Source organism: Acidovorax sp. GW821-FHT11A03, assembly GCF_058809075.1.
Genome location: NZ_JBXASG010000002.1, coordinates 136471 through 153193, shown reverse-complemented (window position 1 = coordinate 153193; position 16723 = coordinate 136471). Strand labels below are relative to the sequence as shown.

Sequence of the window (16723 nt, the reverse complement as noted above, 5' to 3'; positions counted from 1 at the left end):
GGTCAGCGCAGCGGCAGATAAGCCGTGGCTTCCACCTCGATGAGGATGTCGGCGGTGGGCAGCATGCCGGTGACCTCCACCACGGTGGAGGCCGGCGGCTCGCCCGGGAAGAACAGCTTGCGCACGCGGCTGTACTGGGGGAAGTGGTCCAGGTGCTTGAAGTACTGCACCAGCTTGAACACGTCGGACATCTGGCCGCCCGCGGCCTCGATGGTCTGGCGGGTGCGGTCGAGCACATACCAGCTCTGCGCCAGGATGGGCCCCTCCTTGATGTCGCTGCTGAACTCGCCCGTGCGGCCGATCAGCGTGGCCGCCTCGTCGGGGATGTCGGCATAGCCGCGCACGATGCGGCTGGCCGCAGGGTCCACGGCGATGATCCCGGAAAGGAACACCAGGTCGCCCGCGCGCCGCCAGGCGGCATAGCGGGCCAGGGGCTGGGCAATGCCCGGGGTGGTGGGTGCGGTCATGCAATGCTCCGTGCAGGGATGGGGGAAGGGGACGGCGTTGTACCCGCCACATGCCACGCCGCGCTGGCATGGCCACCGGCGACGCAGCCCTGGCGCAGCACCACGCGCTGCTGCGTGCGCGACGGAAAGCCCCAGCCATCGGCCTGTTGGAAGACGATCAGGTCGGCGGGCATGCCGGGCTGCAGGGGCAGGGCATCGGGCCCGCGGCGCAGCCAGTCGCTGCGGCACAGCGCCTCGGACCAGCGGTCGAACGGCGCATCGAGCTGCGCGGCCAGCACGCCGGTGGCCAGGGCCTCCAGCGGGTCGAAGCTGCCCACGGGGCAGAACGGGTCCTGCACGTTGTCGCTGGCCACCAGCACCGGGATGCCGCGCGCACGCGCCTCCTTGACGAGGGTGATGCCGCGTTGGCGCGGTGTGCGGCCGGTCACCGCGTCCTGCAGCAGCAGGTTGGTGATGGGCAGCGTGACCAGCGTGATCGGGCTTTGCGCCACCGCGTCCAGCGTGGCCAGGGCGGTGGCCTCGTCCTGCGCGGCCAGTGCGCAGGTGTGGCCGCAGACCACATGGCCCCCGAAGCGCAATTCCTGGAGCAGCGCGGCTGTGGTGGCCAGGCCCAGCGCGCCGGGGTGCAGTTCCTCGTCCACATGCAGGTCCACGTTCAGGCCATGGTGCTGCGCAGCCTCGAACAGGTGGCGCAGGGCCTGTGCATCCCAGTTGGTGGAATGCACGAAGCCGCCCAGCAGCGCGCCCGGGCCGCTGTCGGCCACGGTGGCGGCCAGCCGCATGGCGGTGGCGCGCTCGGTGTACAGGTGCAGGGGGATCAGGGCTACGCGTTCGAGCGCGATGCGGCCCGCCCATTCCTGCGCCAGCGCGCGCAGCACGTTCCAGGCGAGCGGTGGTGCATCGGGCTCCCACCAATCACAGTGGGTGCGCAGGTGCACCGTGCCCGCCTCGTACGCCCATTGCAGGGCGCGGCTGGCGCGGGGGCGGATGTCGGCCTCGGTCCAGCCCTGGCGGTCGACCATCATGGCCTCGATGGCGCCCAGCAGGCCGGGCTTGACGGTGCCCATGCGCGGCAGGGTGAAGGCCTTGTCCAGGTGAGTGTGTGCATCCACCAGGCCGGGCAGCACCAGGGCGCCGGCCAGATCCCAGGTGGCGCCGGCCGGCGTGGGCTGCACGGGGCTGTGGGGGGCGATCGACTCGATGCGGCCCTGCACCAGGTGCACGTCGGCCAGCGCGGGCTGGCTGCCCTGGGTGGGCCACTGGCGCGGCAGCAGCCAGCGCGGCAGCCGCGCGCGCAGCAGGTGGTCGGGGGCGTTGGATGCGTGCATGGAAAAAATCCCCTTAGGCAAAGCGCGCCATGGCCTGGCCCACGCGGGCCTTGAAGGCCTCGAGCCGCGGCGGCGTGGCCACGTTCATGTGGTAGTAGGCGTGGTAGTCCACCCGCGCCTTGCCGCCCGTGAGCAGGCGCATGTAGCGCGTGACGGACTTGCGCGGCGGGTCGCCCATGAGCAGTGCCGTCCAGCGCGGGCGGCCATAGGTCACCACGGCCGAGATGCGCTGGATGTGCGTGAGCGAGGGCTTGACGTGGTGCGGGTCGCTGATGTCGAAGGCCACGCCGGGCATCAGCACCCGGTCGAAAAAGCCCTTGAGCATGGCCGGCATGCCGAAGCACCAGGTGGGAAAGCAGAACACCAACGCCTCGGCCCACAGCAGCCGGTCCACATAGCCCTGCACCGGCAGGCGGTTGCTCGGCACCTCGTGGTAGCCCAGGCGCTCCTCGCGGCTGAGCACGGGGTTGAAGTCCTCGGCATACAGGTCGCAGTCGTCCACCGCGTGGCCGGCCGCACGCAGGTTGCGCACCACCTCGTCGTGCAGAGCCGCGTTGTAGCTGGTCTCCACCGGGTGGCAATAGATCACGAGGATGCGCATGGCGGGGGCTCCTTTTTCAAAGGTCGAGCGTGAGCGTGGGCCCGTGGCTGCGCGCGCAGCACACGGCCACATGGGTGGCCTGCTCTTCAGGGCTCAGGCAGCTGTCGCGGTGGTCGGGCGCGCCTGCCAGCCAGCGCGTGGCACAGGTGCCGCACACGCCCTGTTCGCACAGCGTGTCGATGGCGATGCCGGCGAGCTGCAGCACATCGGCCATGCTTTCGCCAGGCTGCACGGGCAGCCGCATCTGGCTGCGCGCAAGCACCAGTTCAAAGGAAGCCGGTTCCGTGGCGGGCAGGGGCGCTGCCGTGGCTGGGGTTTGCATGTTTGACCACTTGATTTGATCGATTGGTCAAACTATTGCAAATGCTGTGCCAGCAGGGCTTTCGGGCCGTGGCCTGCCTTGCCCTGGGTCAAAGCGCTGTATGGGCGCTGCTGCTACGCCCGCAAGCGTGCAGGCCTGTTCACTCTGGTGCGAAATCGGGTGCCAGGCCGCAGCCCAGCAGCACGAAATTGGTGAGCTCGCGCACGATGGGTTCGCGGTCGATGGTCTCTTCGGGCGCCAGGCCCAGCATGATGTGCACCTGCACGCCGTAGTCGGCGTAGTGCTGCGTCATGCCCCAGATCTGCATCAGCAGCAGGCGCGCGTCCAGCGGGCGCATGCGGCCCTCGGCGATCCAGCGGTCGATCAGGTCCACCTTCTGCTGGGTGGACTTCACGGCCACGGGCCAGTACCGGCCCAGGTTGCGCCCGCCGCCCAGCACCTCGGTGGTGAAGATGCGCGACAGCCCCGGGTTGTCCAGCGCGTAGTCGAGCTTCTTGCGCACATAGGTGCTCAGCACCTTCTTCGGGTCGTCGCTCTGGCTGTCGAACTGGAAGGCACCCGACCAGCCGTTGAGCACCGAGTACAGCAGCTCCTCGTACAGCTCTTCCTTGCTGGCGATGTAGTAGTGCAGCTGTGGCTTGGTCAGGCCTGCGCGCTCGGCAATGGCCTTGGTGGAAGCGCCCTTGAAGCCATGGCGGCTGAACTCGGCAATCGCCGCTTCGCGGATCGCACCCAGGATGCGCTCGCGCCCCTGCTTGGAGCGGCTGAGCAGTGCGCCGGAGACATTGCTGCTGCCATCGGCTTCGGGTTCGGTGATTGGCGGGGCTTTGGGCGGCATGGTGGGCGATTGTCGCTGGTTGCTCAGAGCTTCCAGAAGCCCACGTGCGAGGCACTCGCTTCCGCGATGAGGGCCGGCCCGATGCATTCGATGGCGTGCGGCGATGCGGCGAACACGTCGCGGCACGAGAGTTCGGCATCGCGCTGCTCGGCGCGTTCGCCGCGGAACCCGCGCAGGCGCACCGCGTCGATGCCGAACACCACGCGGCCGATGCCCGACCAGAAGATGGCGCCCGCGCACATCACGCAGGGCTCGGCCGACGAGTACAGCGTGGTCTGGGCCAGCGCATCGCGCCCCACGCGCGGGCTGAGCTGGCGCACGGCATTGGTCTCGGCATGGCCGGTGCAGTCGCCGGTTTCAGTGGTATTGCAGTAGGCCTCGGCCAGCAGCCTGCCATCGGCGCCGATCGCCACCGCGCCAAAGGGACGGTTGCCGCGTGCACGGGCCTTGTCGGCCAGGACGATGGCCTGGCGCAGGTACCTGCCGTCGCGCTCGTCGATGGTGGCCTCCTGCGGCAGCAGTGCGGCGGGTGCTGCGCTGCCGTTCATGCCACCACCTTGCGGTCGGCCAGGGCTGGCAAAAAGGCCGGGTTGAACACGCGCTCGGGCGCGGGCTTGCGCGCCAGGTTGAACACGGCCGCCACCTCCTCGATCTGGTGCGCCAGCACGGCGCCCTGCACGCCACCCAGGCCCACGGCCTGCGATTCGGCCGTCTGCAGGTATTGGCGCGTGATGGCCCAGCGCTCGCGCTCCACGTCCATGTTCAGAATGGCCTCGCGCGCCTTGATGGCGGCAAACGCGGCCTCGGGGTTGGCCAGCGCCTCGCGCAGGGCGCGGTTGCTCGCGCGCAGGAATGCCTTGGCCACCTCGGGCTTCTCCTGCAGCAGCTTGCCGGCCAGCACGGCGTTGCCATACAGGTTCAGGCCCGCCTTGTTGTATTCGAGCACCGACAGTTCCTTGGCCGGCACGCGCGCGAACAGCGACACGGCCGAGTCGTGGAAATAGGTGGTAGCATCCACATCGCCGCGCACCACCACGTTGTCGCGCGCGCTGAAGTCGGTGGTCACCCAGTCGAACAGCTCGGGCCTGGTCTTGAGTGCGCGGGCCACCATGGGCCAGCTGCGGCGCGTGGCTTCCACGGCGGCCGCCGCCACCTTCTTGCCCTTGAGCGACTGGAAATCGGTGGTGATGCCGCGGTCCTTGCGGCCGATGATGACGAAGGGCGCGCGGTTGTAGTACTGGTAGATGGCCTGCACCGGCGTGTCGGCGTTCTGCGCGTGGAACTCGGCCAGCGAACTGATGTCGCCCAGGCCGATGTCGTAGGCACCGCTGGCCACGCGCGTGATCGACGCGACGGAGCCCGAGCCCACGTCGATGGTCACGTCCAGGCCTTCTTCCTTGAAATAGCCCTTGGCCTGCGCCAGGAAGAAGGGCGAGGTCTGGCTGGTCACGCGAAAGTCCAGCGTGAATTTGAGCGGAGTGAGCGCGCCCTGCGCATGCACCACGGCAGGCGCGGCCAGGCTGGCTGCGCCCAGCGTGGTGGCGATGGAGGAGGCGAGGGTGGTCGAGAGAAAGCGGCGGCGTTGCATCAACATGGTGGTGGCCCAGGTTCGGTGGAATGCCCTGCACCCACAGGCGTGTGCCGCCGCGGGACCGGGTCGAACTGAGCAATTTCCGGGCGCCACCACCCGCAAGGGATGGCAGCGCTGAACGCTTCTACTCGGCAGGAGCTGATGCAGAAAGCGTGCCCGGTGTCGCGAAAGCGCTGCGCCGTGCTGAGCGCCAGGCACGTTTTGCCCAGATCTTGCCTTGGCGCAAGCCGCTGCGGGGCCCCCTGTGCGATGGAGCTGGCAAGCGCTGGGCACGCATTTGCGGTGCGCAGGCTTGGTGCGCCGCTGCCCTGGTTTGGTGAGTGCCCGGGCCTTGGGCCGCATGGCGCGGTGCGGCTTTCCTATGGAGTGCGCGACGGCATTGCTGGCCTGCTGTTTGCTAGCATCCGGGGTAAGAGTAGAAGCGTTCAGTCCAGCCCATCCGCATTGCGCGGACCGGCCGGCGGGTCATTGCTCTTGAAGCCGGTGGCGGCTTGCGTGCGGTGCGTGGTGCCTGTTGAAGGCCCGCAGCCTGCGGGCCGCTGCCATTGTCCCCTTCAAGAGCCACATGGCGCCGTGCCGCATCTTCACTCCTTGCTGCGGCCTGCCGTGTGCCTTGTTGTCATTGACGACTCAACGAGGAAATCACGCCATGCGCAGCACTGCCGCAAACCCCACCACATCCCCCGTCTACGAACCGACCGTCGCTCCCGACGTGCTGGGCGAGCTCGAAAAAGAATCGCGCATGGGCGGCGCGATGGACAGCGAGACCTCCACGCGCGAAGTGCGCTGCATCGACATCTCCGACTTCGACAACCGCAAAGAGGAAATCGCCGAGCAGCTGTGGAGCGCGTCGGTCGACATCGGCTTCTTCCAGGTGACGAACCACGGCATCCCCATCGAGGACATCCGCGCCGCCTTTGCAAGGGCACAGGCCTTCTTCGACCAGCCCCAGGCCACCAAGGCCCAGTGGCCCCTGTCGCGCAACGCCGGCTGGGAGCACAAGGCGCAGATCCGCCCCTCCACGCGCACGCCGGACCAGAAGGAGTCCTACCAGGTCACGCGCCCACGCATGGCGGGCCTCTGGCCCACCGAGGCCGAACTGCCCGGCTTCCAGGCCGCCACGCTGGCATTCGAGCGCCAGTGCTGGGAAGTGGGCATGCGCCTGCTCTCGTGCTTTGCCTACAAGCTGGGCTTTGATGCGGACTTCTTCACCCGCGCCCACGACCCCGACCTGCCCACCTACCAGAGCACGCTGCGCATGCTGCACTACTTTGCGGTGGATCCGGCGCTCAAGGACGAACTGGGCCTGTGGCGCGCCGGCGCCCACACCGATTTTGACTGCCTCACCCTGCTGTTCCAGCGCCCCGGCCAGGGCGGCCTGCAGGTGCTGCCCGGCAAGGAGGCCGAGGGCCGCCAGTGGACCAGCGTGGAGCCAGCCGAGGGCGTGATCACCTGCAATATCGGCGACATGCTCACGCGCTGGAGCGACGACCAACTGCCCAGCAACTTCCACCGGGTGCGCAACCCTCTGCCGCACGAGTACCAGGGCGCGCGCTACAGCCTGGCTTTCTTCTGCCAAGCCAATGAGGACGCACTCATTGAAGGCCCGACGAAGAAGTACCCGCCCATCACGGGCGCGGAGTACCTGCGCCAGCGCATCAGCGCGAACTTCTCGAATAGGTACTGACCACAACGCAGTGGGCTGTGTTGAATCGTCGCGGGGCCTCAAACGCGTCTCGGAAAATTTGATCCAAATACCGTGCTCCGCTTGCTGGATTGCCTGGTCTTGGACCAACGCCGTCAGCGTATGGAAATCACTTCCGCTTCGTATACATCAATTTGCGGAGCCTCCTCACACAAGCTTGCCATCGAGTGTGCGAAATCGCGCGAGGCTTCTACTCGGAAATGGGCCTGCAGCGCGGCCAGGTCGCTCCAGCGCTCAATGAACACAAAGCGCAGCGGCTGCTGCGCGTCGCGGCTCACCTCGTGGGACACGCATCCCGCCTCCATCCGGGAGCGCAGGACATGCTCCAGGGCCAGCCGCTCAACGGTGTCCTCCGTGTCCTGGCGTGCGATCACATGGCCGGTAACGATGATCATGGTGTGCCTTCCTGTCGTCGGTGCTTGAAATGATGATGCCGCGCTAGCGCGCGCTGGCGCCGCCGTCGATAGGGATGATGGCACCGGTCATGTAGCTCGAGGCAGGTGACGCCAGCAGCAACGCAAGCCCCTGGATCTCGTGCGGCTGGGCGATACGGCCAAGCGGGATGTAGGTGCGCATGCGTTCGGCGCTTTCCGGCAGGCGCAGGCGTCCTCCGTTGATGCCGGTGGCAAATGGGCCGGGGGCGATGGCGTTCACCAGGATGTTGAAGGGCGCCAGCTCGATGGCCGCCTGGCGCACGACGTTGTTCACCGCAGCCTTGGAGGCCACGTAGGCATATCCGGAGTGCGCCTCCGCCCGCAGCCCCGCGATGGACGAGGTCACGATGATTCGCCCCTGGCCCCGGGGCTTCATGTGGCGGGTGGCCGCGCGCAACGTGGCCAGCACGCCGCTCAGGTTCACCTGGAGCACCCGCTCCCAAGAAGCCGGGTCCACGTTCTCCAGGCGCCCAGGCTCCACCAGGAATCCGCGCCCGGCGCTCATGCCCGCGTTGGCGAACACGCAATCGATGGGCCCCTCTGCCGCCATCGCGTCGATGTTGCGGTCCACATCGGCGCCATCGCTCACGTCGATCACCCGCTGCTGCACCTTCGCGTGCGTCTTGCGCAGGCGGTGCACCTCGGCGTCCAATGCCTGGGCGTCGCTGTCGGACAGCACGACTTCCGCGCCCGCGTCCAGCAGGGCTTCTGCGATGGCCAGCCCGAGGCCACTGGCGGCACCGGTCACGAGCGCACGTTGGCCGGTCAGATCGAACAAGGAAGGCAACAAGGCCATGGCGGCTCTGCTGTGCATCAACGCTCCACCTGCAGGGGAATGAGGTGGTCCCAGCGCTCGGCAGCCTCGATCATGTAGTGCACGCTCAAGGTGACGCGTTGAAAGAACCACTGCCCATCCAGATGGATGTACTCGTCGTCAAAGCGGCCCACCACGTAGTAGCTCTTGCCGTCCCGCACGGGCCGACCGTCCAGGTAGCTGGACCCCGTGCCCCGGTCGCCCTGCACCTGCACGACATGGCTATGGATGAACTGCCGGGCCGATTGGACCGGAAACGCAGCGAAGAACGCACGGATGTTGTCCCGGCCCCGCACCTCGGGACGCCCGCCGTAGGCGACGTAGGCATCGGGGGCAAACAATTCGTAGAGGCGGTTCCCCGCATCCTCATTCACCATTTCGTGGTATCGGGCGCGCAGCGCGCGGATGGCTTCAATGCTCTCCATGCGTTCAACGCGTTCCGTGAGCGCTCGGACAAGGTCCTGCGAGGCTGAAAGGTCGGCTGGTGGGTGGACTGCGGTCACTGAAGACTCTCCTGGTGGATGTGGTGGAAATCGCCCATGATCTTTTGGCTGCGGTCCCTCACGGACGCACCCGTGTGGGCATGGGGAATGACGTAGAAGCGGCGCGCATGAATCGCCTCGACCGCGGCGCGCGCTACATCCTCGGCACTGATGGCAGAAGCGGCCATGCCAGCACGCACCGCCAGTCGTCGTCCGTGGCATTCCAGGCTGTCCCGAGCACCGCCACGCCGGCGTTGTTGAATAGCCAGTCCACACCGCCCCACCGGTTCCAGCTGGCCTCGGCCAGCCGCTCCACGTCCGTGGCGTCGGACACGTCGCAACACTGTGCCAGGCAGGCGGCGCCTGCCGTCTCCACCAGCACCTGCGTGTGCGCCAGGATCTCTGCCTCGATGTCGGCCGCCACCACCGCCATGCCTTCGCGGGCACAGGCCAGCGCGAGCGCGCGTTCGATACCGCTGCCCGCGCCGGTGACAACGGCTACCTGGGGCGTCGGCATCAGAGACTCGCTCCGGACTTGCGGATCACCTCGCCCCACTTGGCGGCCTCGGCGGCCACGAAAGGGGCAAACTGCTCGTGCGGCATGCCCATCTTGACGCTCGAAACCGCGTCCAGCGACGCCGTGACCTCGGGCGAGTTCAGTGCCTGGCCCACCGCATCGGACAAGCGCTTGACGATGGGCGCAGGCGTGTTGGCTGGTGCAAAGACACCGCCCCAGTTCATGGCCACCACGCTGGGGATTCCGGCCTCGGCCATGGTGGGCACATTGGCGAGCACGGTCAGGCGGCTGGTGCTGGTGACGACCAGCGCGGCAATTTTCCCGTCCCGGATCTGCGCCCGGGAGGTCTGCACGTAGTCGAACATCACATCGAGGTTGCCGGCGATCAGATCGACCATGGCCGCCGTGCTCGACTTGTAGGGGATATGGTTGAAGCGCGCGCCGGTCTGGGTTTGCAATAGTTCCAGGCAAAGGTGCGCTGACGTACCGTTGCCACCAGACCCAAAGTTGAGTTTTCCTGGTTTCTGCTTGCCGAACGCGATCACATCGGCCATGGTGCTGAACTTCAGGCCTGGATGGGATACCAGAACGTTGGCGTTCCCCGTCAGACCGTGGATGGCCACGAAGTCCTTGACCGGGTCGTAGCGGATGTTCTTGAAGAGGGCGGTGTTGGTGCCCTGCGTGCCCTGCGTTCCGATCAGGAGGGTGTACCCGTCGGGCGCCGCACGGGCCACGAATTCGGCGCCGATGGACCCGCTCACACCGACCCGGTTGTCGATGACCATGGGCTGGCCCAGGTTGTCGCTCAGCGCCCGTGCGATCAAACGGGCCTGGACATCGACCACGCTTCCCGCGGAGAAGGGCACGACCAGTGTGATGGGGCGCTGCGGGTAAGCGTTCTGTGCAAATACCGGGGGCGAGAGTGCCAAAGCACCCATGGATGCCGAGAAGTGGCGGCGGTTCATCATGGTCTTGTCTCCTTGTTGTGTGTTCGGCAGTGCCGCGTGTGAATGCAGCACCTCTCACCACATGATCGGAACCGAAGTGGCTTGCTGGAGCGTTTCGCCCTGCTTCAAACCATCGCGAACCCGCCGGATGCACCGATGGTCTGCCCCGTGATGAACAGCGCGCGGTCTGACGCCAGGAACGCGACGATGCCGGACACATCCGTTGGGCGGGAGAGGCGCCCCACGCCCTTGGAGATGGGGTATGCATTGAGCATCTTGCCCAGCAGCTCGTTGTTTTCCACCGTGGCGTGGATGTTCAGCGGGCCGTCCTTGATCCCCTCGTGGGACACGGCGCCAAGGGCCACCGAGTTGACCGTGACGGCGTGGCGGCCGTGCTCCCTCGCGAGAGCCTTGGCGAACCCGGCAATCGCCGCCTTGGCGCCCGAGTAAACGGCCATGTTGGCCTCGCCGATGCGGCCTGCTTCCGAGATGATGTTGATGATGCGGCCCGTCTTGCGCCCGACCATGCCGGGCAGCACGGCGCGGCAGCAGTGCATGGTGCCGTAGACGTTGAGGTTCACGATCTTGGCCCAGTCCACCACGGGTGTATCCACGAAGGCGGGTGTGCGGCCACCTTTCTCGCGGCGCTCGGGAATGATCCCCGCGTTGTTCACCAGCACGGTGATGGGCGCGCCGAAGTGCTGGGCAGCACCTGCCACCATGGCATCGACCTCCTCCAGTTGGGTGATGTCCGCAGGCGCTGCATAGGCCTTTCCGCCAGCGGCGTTGATTTCATCAACCACCGCTTGGGCACGCTCGGCAAAAAGGTCGTTCACCACCACGCGCGCCCCTTCGGCTGCGAGTTCGATGCAAATTTGCCTGCCCACGCCTTGTCCGCCGCCAGTGACGAGAGCGACCTGTTCGTTCAATCCGAGTTCCATGGGATTCCTTTCGTGCGTGTTGTTTGAATGAAGTCACCAGTGCGGTATTGCACTAGCGTCCTTTGAATTGGGGTTCGCGCTTCTCGACGAAGGCGCGCATGCCCTCGATGCGGTCTTCGCTGTCCACGATCATTGCGGCCGCGTAGCGTTCGTACTCCAGGCCCGAGTCCAGGTCGGTCTGCATGCCGCGGTTGATGGCGCGCTTGGCGAAACGGACTGCCAGCGGGGGGTGTTGCGCTATGCGCTGGGTCAGTTCCAGCGCAGCCGTCATCAGCTCGGCCTGCGGCACCACACGGCTGACCAGGCCGTAGCGCAGCGCCGTCTCTGCATCCACCAGGTCGGCCGTCAGGATCAGTTCCTTGGCCCGGGCTTCACCCACCAGCCGTGGCAGCCGCTGCGTGCCACCGGCCGCCGGGATGACTCCCAGCTTGATTTCTGGCAAGCCGAAGCGCGCGTGGGAGGCCGCGATGCGCAGGTCACAACACAGCGCAATCTCCAGCCCGCCGCCCAGGGCCACGCCGTTGATGGCAGCGATGACGGGCTTCTCGAACTCTTCGATGTTGCGAAACAGTTCGTGGGTCGCCTTCTGGCGCACGAAGTATTCCGTGCCGCGCACCACGTCGGTGGCGCGCTCCTTGATGTCGGCGCCCGCGCAGAACGCCTTGTCGCCGCTGCCGGTGATCAGAACCGCGCGCACTTGGTCGTCGTTGCGGGCCAGTTCGAAGAAGGCGCGGGCGAGGTCGGGCTTCATCGTGCTGCCCAGCGTGTTCATGCGCTCGGGCCGGTTGAGGGTGATCACGGCCACGCGGTCGCGCACCTCATAGAGCAATGTGCCCAGGTCCTGTATGTCAGGGGTAGTCATTGGATTGCTTTCCACAAAGAAGTGTGCGGCGCCGTCAGGCCGATGCCGACAGCACGTGGGCGACGGAGACCGAGCCGAGCCCGATCATGTGGGCCATGCCCCAGCGCGCGTTGGGGTGCTGGCGACCCTCCGCCTCGCCCCGCAGCTGGCGCGTGATTTCTGCCAACTGGCCGATGCCCGTGGGCCCGAGTGGGTGGCCCATGCCGATCAGGCCGCCCGATGCATTGATGGCGCAGCGGCCACCGATGTGCGAATCGCCACGCGCCAGATAGCGGGCGCCCTCGCCTGGGTCGCACACACCGATGGCTTCGCTGTACAGCAGCTCTTCCACGGAGAAGGCGTCGTGCAGCTCCAGCAGGTCGAGCTCCTTGGGTGCAATGCCTGCTTGGTCAAACGCGGCCTCCGCGCTGGTGCGGACCAGCTCCACGGCGCTGTCGCCGTATTGCATCTCGGGGCGCTCGCTGCCTGCGACGGAAGCCTTCACGCGCACGCAGCGCCGCGCATCCAGTCCCAGCTTTCGGATGGCGTTGCCAGAAACCAGCATCACCGCCGCGGCCCCTTCGCCGCGTGGACAGCATTGCTGCACCGTGAGGTCGCCCACCACGCGCGGCGATGCGAGCACCTGCTCCAGCGTCCGGGGCTTGCGAAACTGAGCAAACGGATTGCGCGCTGCGTTGCCGTGGTTCTTCACCGCCACGCCGGCCATCTCCTCCACGGAGGCGCCGCGCTCGCGCAGGTAGGTGCGCGCCATCATCGCGAACTTCACCGCCGGAATGGTGGCGGTCTCGCTGAGCCTTTCCAGTCCGTCCTTGTTGGCAGCGCGGCGCCCGTCACCGTGCTTGTCCACGCCCACCGCCAGCACCACATCGCTCATGCCGCTAGCCACCTCCATGCATGCCTGCCGGAAAGCGAACGATCCAGAGGCCGACGCGTTTTCCACCTGCGTCACCGCCAGACCCGTGGATCCCAGGTGGCGCAGCATCACGCGGCCGGCGGCCATGCCAATCGAGGTTGTGCCCACGTAGGCACTCTGCACACGGGCCCAGGAAACACCCGAGTCCTCGAGTGCGGCACGCACAGCCCTGAGGCCCAGCTCGGTGTAAGGCGTCTCGGTGGGGAACTGATAGGGATGCAGACCGACACCGGCGATGAACACACCGCCATGGGCATCCAGCCAGTTGCCTGAAATGGATTGATTGGTATTGCTCACTGCACGGCTCCTTCATTCGCGGGCACAAAGCGGCAGGCGTAAACACCTTCTTCCCGCTTCACCTCGGCAACGGCGCGAACCGCCATGCCGTGCTTCAGCGCCGTCTCGTCCCCAACGGCCATCACACCTTCTTCGACGATGCCGGGCGCGATGCGGATGTCTCCAGCAATGCTGGGCGCCGCCATGCCAGGCAACAGCGGCACGTGCAGGGTCACGAACTCCAGCAACTCTCCGCCCCCCGGGCGCGTGACGCGTTGCGCTCCGCTCAGCGGGTCTCCGCAGTGCATGCATCCCGGTGCGTTGGCAGGAAAACTCATCCCACTGCAGGCGCCGCACTGCGCAAAGAAGAAGTTGAGCGAGTGGCCGTCATCAGCCAGCTCATACAGAGTCGGCTGCAACGGCTTCAAGGAGGTCTTTGAATCGGTCATAGAAAGAAGGGGGTGAAAGGGAAAGGTGGGGGGGCGGGCATGTAGTGCCCGCGACCCCGTCAATCGAGCTTGGCGCCCGACTGCTGAACAACCGCACGCCACCGGGTCATCTCCGATTTCACGAAGGCACCCAGCTTGGCGTCGCGCAGGCCGGCGAGCGGGACACTGCCGAATTTCTCGGTGGCTTGCAGCATTTCGGGGTGAACGATGGCCTTGGCGATCTCGTCGCCCAGGCGCTTCACGATCTCCGGCGGCGTCTTGGCCGGAACGAACACCGCGCCCCAGGCCGTGGATTCCGCTTCGGGAACGCCCAGCTCGCCCACGGTGGGCACGTCGGGGGAGCTGGACAAACGCTTTTTGGAGGTGACCGCCAGCGCCTTGAGCTTGTTCGCCTGCACCTGGGGCAACACCACCGCCGGGTAGTCGAACATCAGGTCGATGCTCCCGGCCATCAGGTCGCTCAGTGCCGGCGCGCTGCCGCGGTATGGCACATGGGTCATCTTGATGCCCGCGGCGGTCTGGAACAACTCGGCCGTCAGGTGGGTGCCCGTGCCTGGACCGGCGGAGCCGTAGTTGAGCTTGCCGGGATTGGCCTTGGCATAGGCAATCAGCTCGGGCACCGTCTTGAACGGGCGTGAGGGGTTGATCACCAGCATGAGCGGCGTTTCCGACATGGCATGCACGGGCACGAAGTCCGTCACGGGGTCGTAGCGCACGTTCTTGTACAGCGCCAGATTGGCGCCATGCGTTCCCTGCGTGCCGTAAATGATGGTGTAGCCGTCTGGCGGCTGGCGCGAAGCCGACTCCACACCGATGGAGCCACCGGCACCGGGACGGTTGTCCACCACCACCGACTGTCCCAGCTGTGCGCTGAGCAGCTTGGCCAAAAGCCGCGACGTGTTGTCCGTGATGCCCCCGGGTGGGAACGGCACCACGAAGGTGATGGGCTTGCTCGGCCACGTATCTCCTGCTGCATGCAGGACGCCAAAGGCCAACGAGGCAATGACAAAAACAATCAGTTCTCGGAAGGTTCTACGCATGCTTGTCTCCATTTTTGTTGCCACTTCATTGCGGCTGGTCGTAGAATACTTCAATATTTCGTAGAAATGCAAGAAATCTTGTGAGCTGCATTCAAAAGAAAATTTGAATCTCATAAGGAATGGCCTGCTGCAATCGCGCTCACCTCAAAGTTATGATTCGTTGACATCTACGAAATACCGGAGAACTTATGCCAACCATTGTCCCCGCAGCTTCTCGCACCATGGCCCTGCTGGAGGTCTTTGCCCGGGAGCGCCGCGAACTCTCCAATTCAGACCTTGCGCGCCTGATGGACCTTCCCGAGAGCAGCTGCTCCGATCTGCTGCACACGCTGCATGAGTTGGGCTACCTGATGCGGACGGCGCGAACCCGACGCTTCTATCCAACGGCCCGTCTGCTCACGATTGCCAAAGGCATCGCTGCGGGTGATTCGCTCTACGCCGTGGCGTCCGAAGCGTGCGAGTTGCTGCGTGACAAGACGGGAGAGACAGGGATGTGCGGCCGCGTGGAGGCGGGCGTGGTCAAGGTACTGGCGTTTGCCGAGGGAACTCATCCGCTGCGCTATGTGGAAAACGTGGGCAACAAGATTGCGTTGCACGTGTCCGCGCTGGGCAAGGCGGCGCTGTCGCTGGGTACACCCGAAGAAGCCGCACGCCAGCTGCGGCTCAAGCCGCTCAAGCAGATCGCCCCCGGGTCCATCACGGACCTCGCAGCACTGGAGGCACAGATCGAACAAGCACGCCAGCAAGGCTGGATCTGGGTGGAAAACGAAGGCTTCGACGGCCTGGCCGCCATCGCCGTCGCTGGCTACCTGGGCGATGAACCCCTCGCGCTGTCGATCGCCGGCCCCACCGAACGCCTTCGCCGTACCAAGGACGCCTGCCTGCAAGCCTTGCAAGAGGTGCAGGCACTTGTGTTCCACCCCCAGAACGCGGCTCCCACGCTGCGCGCCACGGCATCCGGCCGGCGCGGCGCGGGCGCCAAAGACACCACCGCCTCCTAGCGGCGGATCCATGCATTCAACCCAGGAGACCTAGCCATGTATGCAACGATGAATTCCGAACAAGAAATGCTGCGCGACAGCGTGCGCCGCTTCATGAAAAGCGAAGTCGCTCCCCGCGTCGCCCAGCACGACAGGGACAAGACCTTTCCCTTCGAGCTTCTCAAGGAGCTGTCGCAGTTCGGATACATCGGCGGCAGGCTGCCCGAGGCCCTGGGCGGCATGGACATGGACCAGATGACCTGGGCGATGCTCATGGAAGAGGCGGGCTACACGTGGCTGTCGTTGCGCACGATGGTGAACATCACCAATGCGGCCATCAACAAGCTGGCCGCAGAGGCGAACGAGGAGCAGCGCGAACGCTTCCTGAAGCCTTTGCTGGCATCTGACCGCCGCGTGTTCAACGCCATCAGCGAGCCAGGCACGGGCTCCAACATCGCCCAGGTCCAGACCCGTGCAGACCTGCAGGGGGACCACTACGTCCTCAACGGCCGAAAACTGTGGATCACGAACGGGGCATTTGGCGACTTCGGCATCGTGGTCGCGCGTACGTTCAGCCCCGACTGCCAGGGGCAGCTCTCCACCTTCCTTGTGGAGCGCGAGGTGTCTCCGTATGAAGTGCGCAACATCGACACGATGGTGCTGCGCAGCACCGGCACGGCGGAGCTGGCATTCGACAATGTCAAGGTGCCCCGCGAGAACCTGCTGGGCGAGGAAGGCAAGGCGCTCAAGAAGATGCTCATCGGCCTGGACGGCGCCCGTGTCAACATTGCCATGGGTGCGGTCGGCGCCGCGCAAGCGGCCCTCGACCTCTCGATCGACTATGCCCGCACCCGTACACAGTTCGGCAAGCCCATCGGCAGCTTCCAGCTGGTGCAAAAGCTCATCGTGGACATGACGATCCGGGTGGAAGCCGCACGCGCACTGAGCCTGCGTGCCGCTGCCGCGCTGGATGCCAATGCCGATGCGCGCACCGCCTGCTCCATTGCCAAGCTCTACGCCACCGAGGCTGCGCATGAAGTGGCCAGCATGGCACTGCAAGTGCATGGCGGGCTGGGTTACGCCACCGACTACCCCATTGAGCGCATCTTTCGCGACACGCGCGGCGGAACGATTCCCGAAGGCACCACCGAAGTGCAGACCTTGATCGCAGGTCGGGAAATCCTGGGCATCTCGGCGATTGCCTGAGCCTCCACGC

The 16723-nt window shown here is 66.1% G+C and carries 20 protein-coding genes; 3 read left to right on the top strand and 17 right to left on the bottom strand.

Annotation, left to right across the window (positions count from 1 at the left end; translation table 11 throughout):
* Positions 1–2: 2 nt before the first annotated feature.
* The 7 genes from AC1RVY_RS04490 to AC1RVY_RS04460 all read right to left on the bottom strand — a co-directional run bounded on the left by AC1RVY_RS04490 (position 3) and on the right by AC1RVY_RS04460 (position 5144).
* Positions 3–467, bottom strand: a complete 465-nt coding sequence (locus tag AC1RVY_RS04490; protein WP_492805513.1) for a RidA family protein — start codon at positions 465–467, stop codon at positions 3–5.
* Positions 464–1795, bottom strand: a complete 1332-nt coding sequence (locus tag AC1RVY_RS04485; protein ID WP_492805511.1) for an amidohydrolase family protein — start codon at positions 1793–1795, stop codon at positions 464–466. Before AC1RVY_RS04485 ends, AC1RVY_RS04490 begins: the two co-directional genes overlap by 4 nt.
* A 13-nt stretch (positions 1796–1808) precedes the next feature.
* A complete protein-coding gene (locus AC1RVY_RS04480; protein WP_492805509.1) occupies positions 1809–2396 on the bottom strand; it encodes an NAD(P)H-dependent oxidoreductase in 588 nt (195 codons plus the stop codon).
* A 16-nt stretch (positions 2397–2412) separates the two neighbouring features.
* Positions 2413–2718 (bottom strand): 2Fe-2S iron-sulfur cluster-binding protein, encoded by a 306-nt coding sequence (locus AC1RVY_RS04475; protein WP_492805508.1) that lies wholly within the window; start codon positions 2716–2718, stop codon positions 2413–2415.
* A gap of 139 nt (positions 2719–2857) precedes the next feature.
* Positions 2858–3556, bottom strand: coding sequence for a TetR family transcriptional regulator C-terminal domain-containing protein (locus AC1RVY_RS04470; RefSeq protein ID WP_492805507.1), 699 nt, complete (start codon positions 3554–3556; stop codon positions 2858–2860).
* A 23-nt stretch (positions 3557–3579) separates the two neighbouring features.
* The gene (locus AC1RVY_RS04465; protein ID WP_492805506.1) at positions 3580–4104 is read right to left on the bottom strand and encodes a nucleoside deaminase; all 525 of its coding nucleotides are present in this window, start codon (positions 4102–4104) and stop codon (positions 3580–3582) included.
* Entirely contained in the window at positions 4101–5144 is a 1044-nt protein-coding gene (locus AC1RVY_RS04460) for an ABC transporter substrate-binding protein (RefSeq protein ID WP_492805961.1), read from the bottom strand. Before AC1RVY_RS04460 ends, AC1RVY_RS04465 begins: the two co-directional genes overlap by 4 nt.
* Positions 5145–5889: 745 nt before the next feature.
* Here AC1RVY_RS04460 and AC1RVY_RS04455 point away from each other — a divergent pair.
* Positions 5890–6834, top strand: a complete 945-nt coding sequence (locus tag AC1RVY_RS04455) for an isopenicillin N synthase family dioxygenase (protein WP_492805960.1) — start codon at positions 5890–5892, stop codon at positions 6832–6834.
* A gap of 113 nt (positions 6835–6947) precedes the next feature.
* Here AC1RVY_RS04455 and AC1RVY_RS04450 read toward each other — a convergent pair whose 3' ends face one another.
* From AC1RVY_RS04450 to AC1RVY_RS04405, 10 genes are all read right to left on the bottom strand, one after another.
* Positions 6948–7247: a putative quinol monooxygenase gene (locus AC1RVY_RS04450; protein ID WP_492805505.1), complete on the bottom strand. Its 300-nt coding sequence runs from the start codon at positions 7245–7247 to the stop codon at positions 6948–6950.
* A 43-nt stretch (positions 7248–7290) separates the two neighbouring features.
* The gene (locus AC1RVY_RS04445; protein ID WP_492805503.1) at positions 7291–8082 is read right to left on the bottom strand and encodes an SDR family NAD(P)-dependent oxidoreductase; all 792 of its coding nucleotides are present in this window, start codon (positions 8080–8082) and stop codon (positions 7291–7293) included.
* Positions 8083–8099: 17 nt separating this feature from the next.
* The gene (locus AC1RVY_RS04440; protein ID WP_369641589.1) at positions 8100–8603 is read right to left on the bottom strand and encodes a nuclear transport factor 2 family protein; all 504 of its coding nucleotides are present in this window, start codon (positions 8601–8603) and stop codon (positions 8100–8102) included.
* Positions 8604–8736: 133 nt separating this feature from the next.
* Positions 8737–9099, bottom strand: a complete 363-nt coding sequence (locus AC1RVY_RS04435; protein WP_492244392.1) for an SDR family NAD(P)-dependent oxidoreductase — start codon at positions 9097–9099, stop codon at positions 8737–8739.
* Positions 9099–10067, bottom strand: a complete 969-nt coding sequence (locus AC1RVY_RS04430) for a Bug family tripartite tricarboxylate transporter substrate binding protein (protein WP_492805500.1) — start codon at positions 10065–10067, stop codon at positions 9099–9101. The genes AC1RVY_RS04435 and AC1RVY_RS04430 overlap by 1 nt, the downstream gene beginning before the upstream one ends.
* 104 nt (positions 10068–10171) lie before the next feature.
* Positions 10172–10987 carry an SDR family NAD(P)-dependent oxidoreductase gene (locus AC1RVY_RS04425; protein WP_492805498.1) on the bottom strand — a complete coding sequence of 272 codons (816 nt, stop codon included), beginning with the start codon at positions 10985–10987 and terminating at the stop codon, positions 10172–10174.
* Between the two features lie 52 nt (positions 10988–11039).
* Positions 11040–11849 (bottom strand): enoyl-CoA hydratase/isomerase family protein, encoded by an 810-nt coding sequence (locus tag AC1RVY_RS04420; protein ID WP_369641592.1) that lies wholly within the window; start codon positions 11847–11849, stop codon positions 11040–11042.
* A 34-nt stretch (positions 11850–11883) separates the two neighbouring features.
* Positions 11884–13059: a thiolase family protein gene (locus AC1RVY_RS04415; protein WP_492805497.1), complete on the bottom strand. Its 1176-nt coding sequence runs from the start codon at positions 13057–13059 to the stop codon at positions 11884–11886.
* Positions 13056–13487, bottom strand: a complete 432-nt coding sequence (locus tag AC1RVY_RS04410) for a PhlB family protein (protein WP_492805496.1) — start codon at positions 13485–13487, stop codon at positions 13056–13058. Before AC1RVY_RS04410 ends, AC1RVY_RS04415 begins: the two co-directional genes overlap by 4 nt.
* A gap of 59 nt (positions 13488–13546) precedes the next feature.
* Positions 13547–14527 carry a Bug family tripartite tricarboxylate transporter substrate binding protein gene (locus tag AC1RVY_RS04405; protein ID WP_492805494.1) on the bottom strand — a complete coding sequence of 327 codons (981 nt, stop codon included), beginning with the start codon at positions 14525–14527 and terminating at the stop codon, positions 13547–13549.
* A gap of 188 nt (positions 14528–14715) precedes the next feature.
* Here AC1RVY_RS04405 and AC1RVY_RS04400 point away from each other — a divergent pair, with 188 nt between their 5' ends.
* Together AC1RVY_RS04400 and AC1RVY_RS04395 are read left to right on the top strand one after the other, a co-directional pair.
* Positions 14716–15528 carry an IclR family transcriptional regulator gene (locus tag AC1RVY_RS04400; protein ID WP_492244396.1) on the top strand — a complete coding sequence of 271 codons (813 nt, stop codon included), beginning with the start codon at positions 14716–14718 and terminating at the stop codon, positions 15526–15528.
* 36 nt (positions 15529–15564) lie between these two features.
* On the top strand, positions 15565–16713 hold the full coding sequence (locus AC1RVY_RS04395; protein WP_492255452.1) for an acyl-CoA dehydrogenase family protein: 1149 nt from the start codon (positions 15565–15567) through the stop codon (positions 16711–16713).
* The last annotated feature ends 10 nt before the right edge of the window (positions 16714–16723 follow it).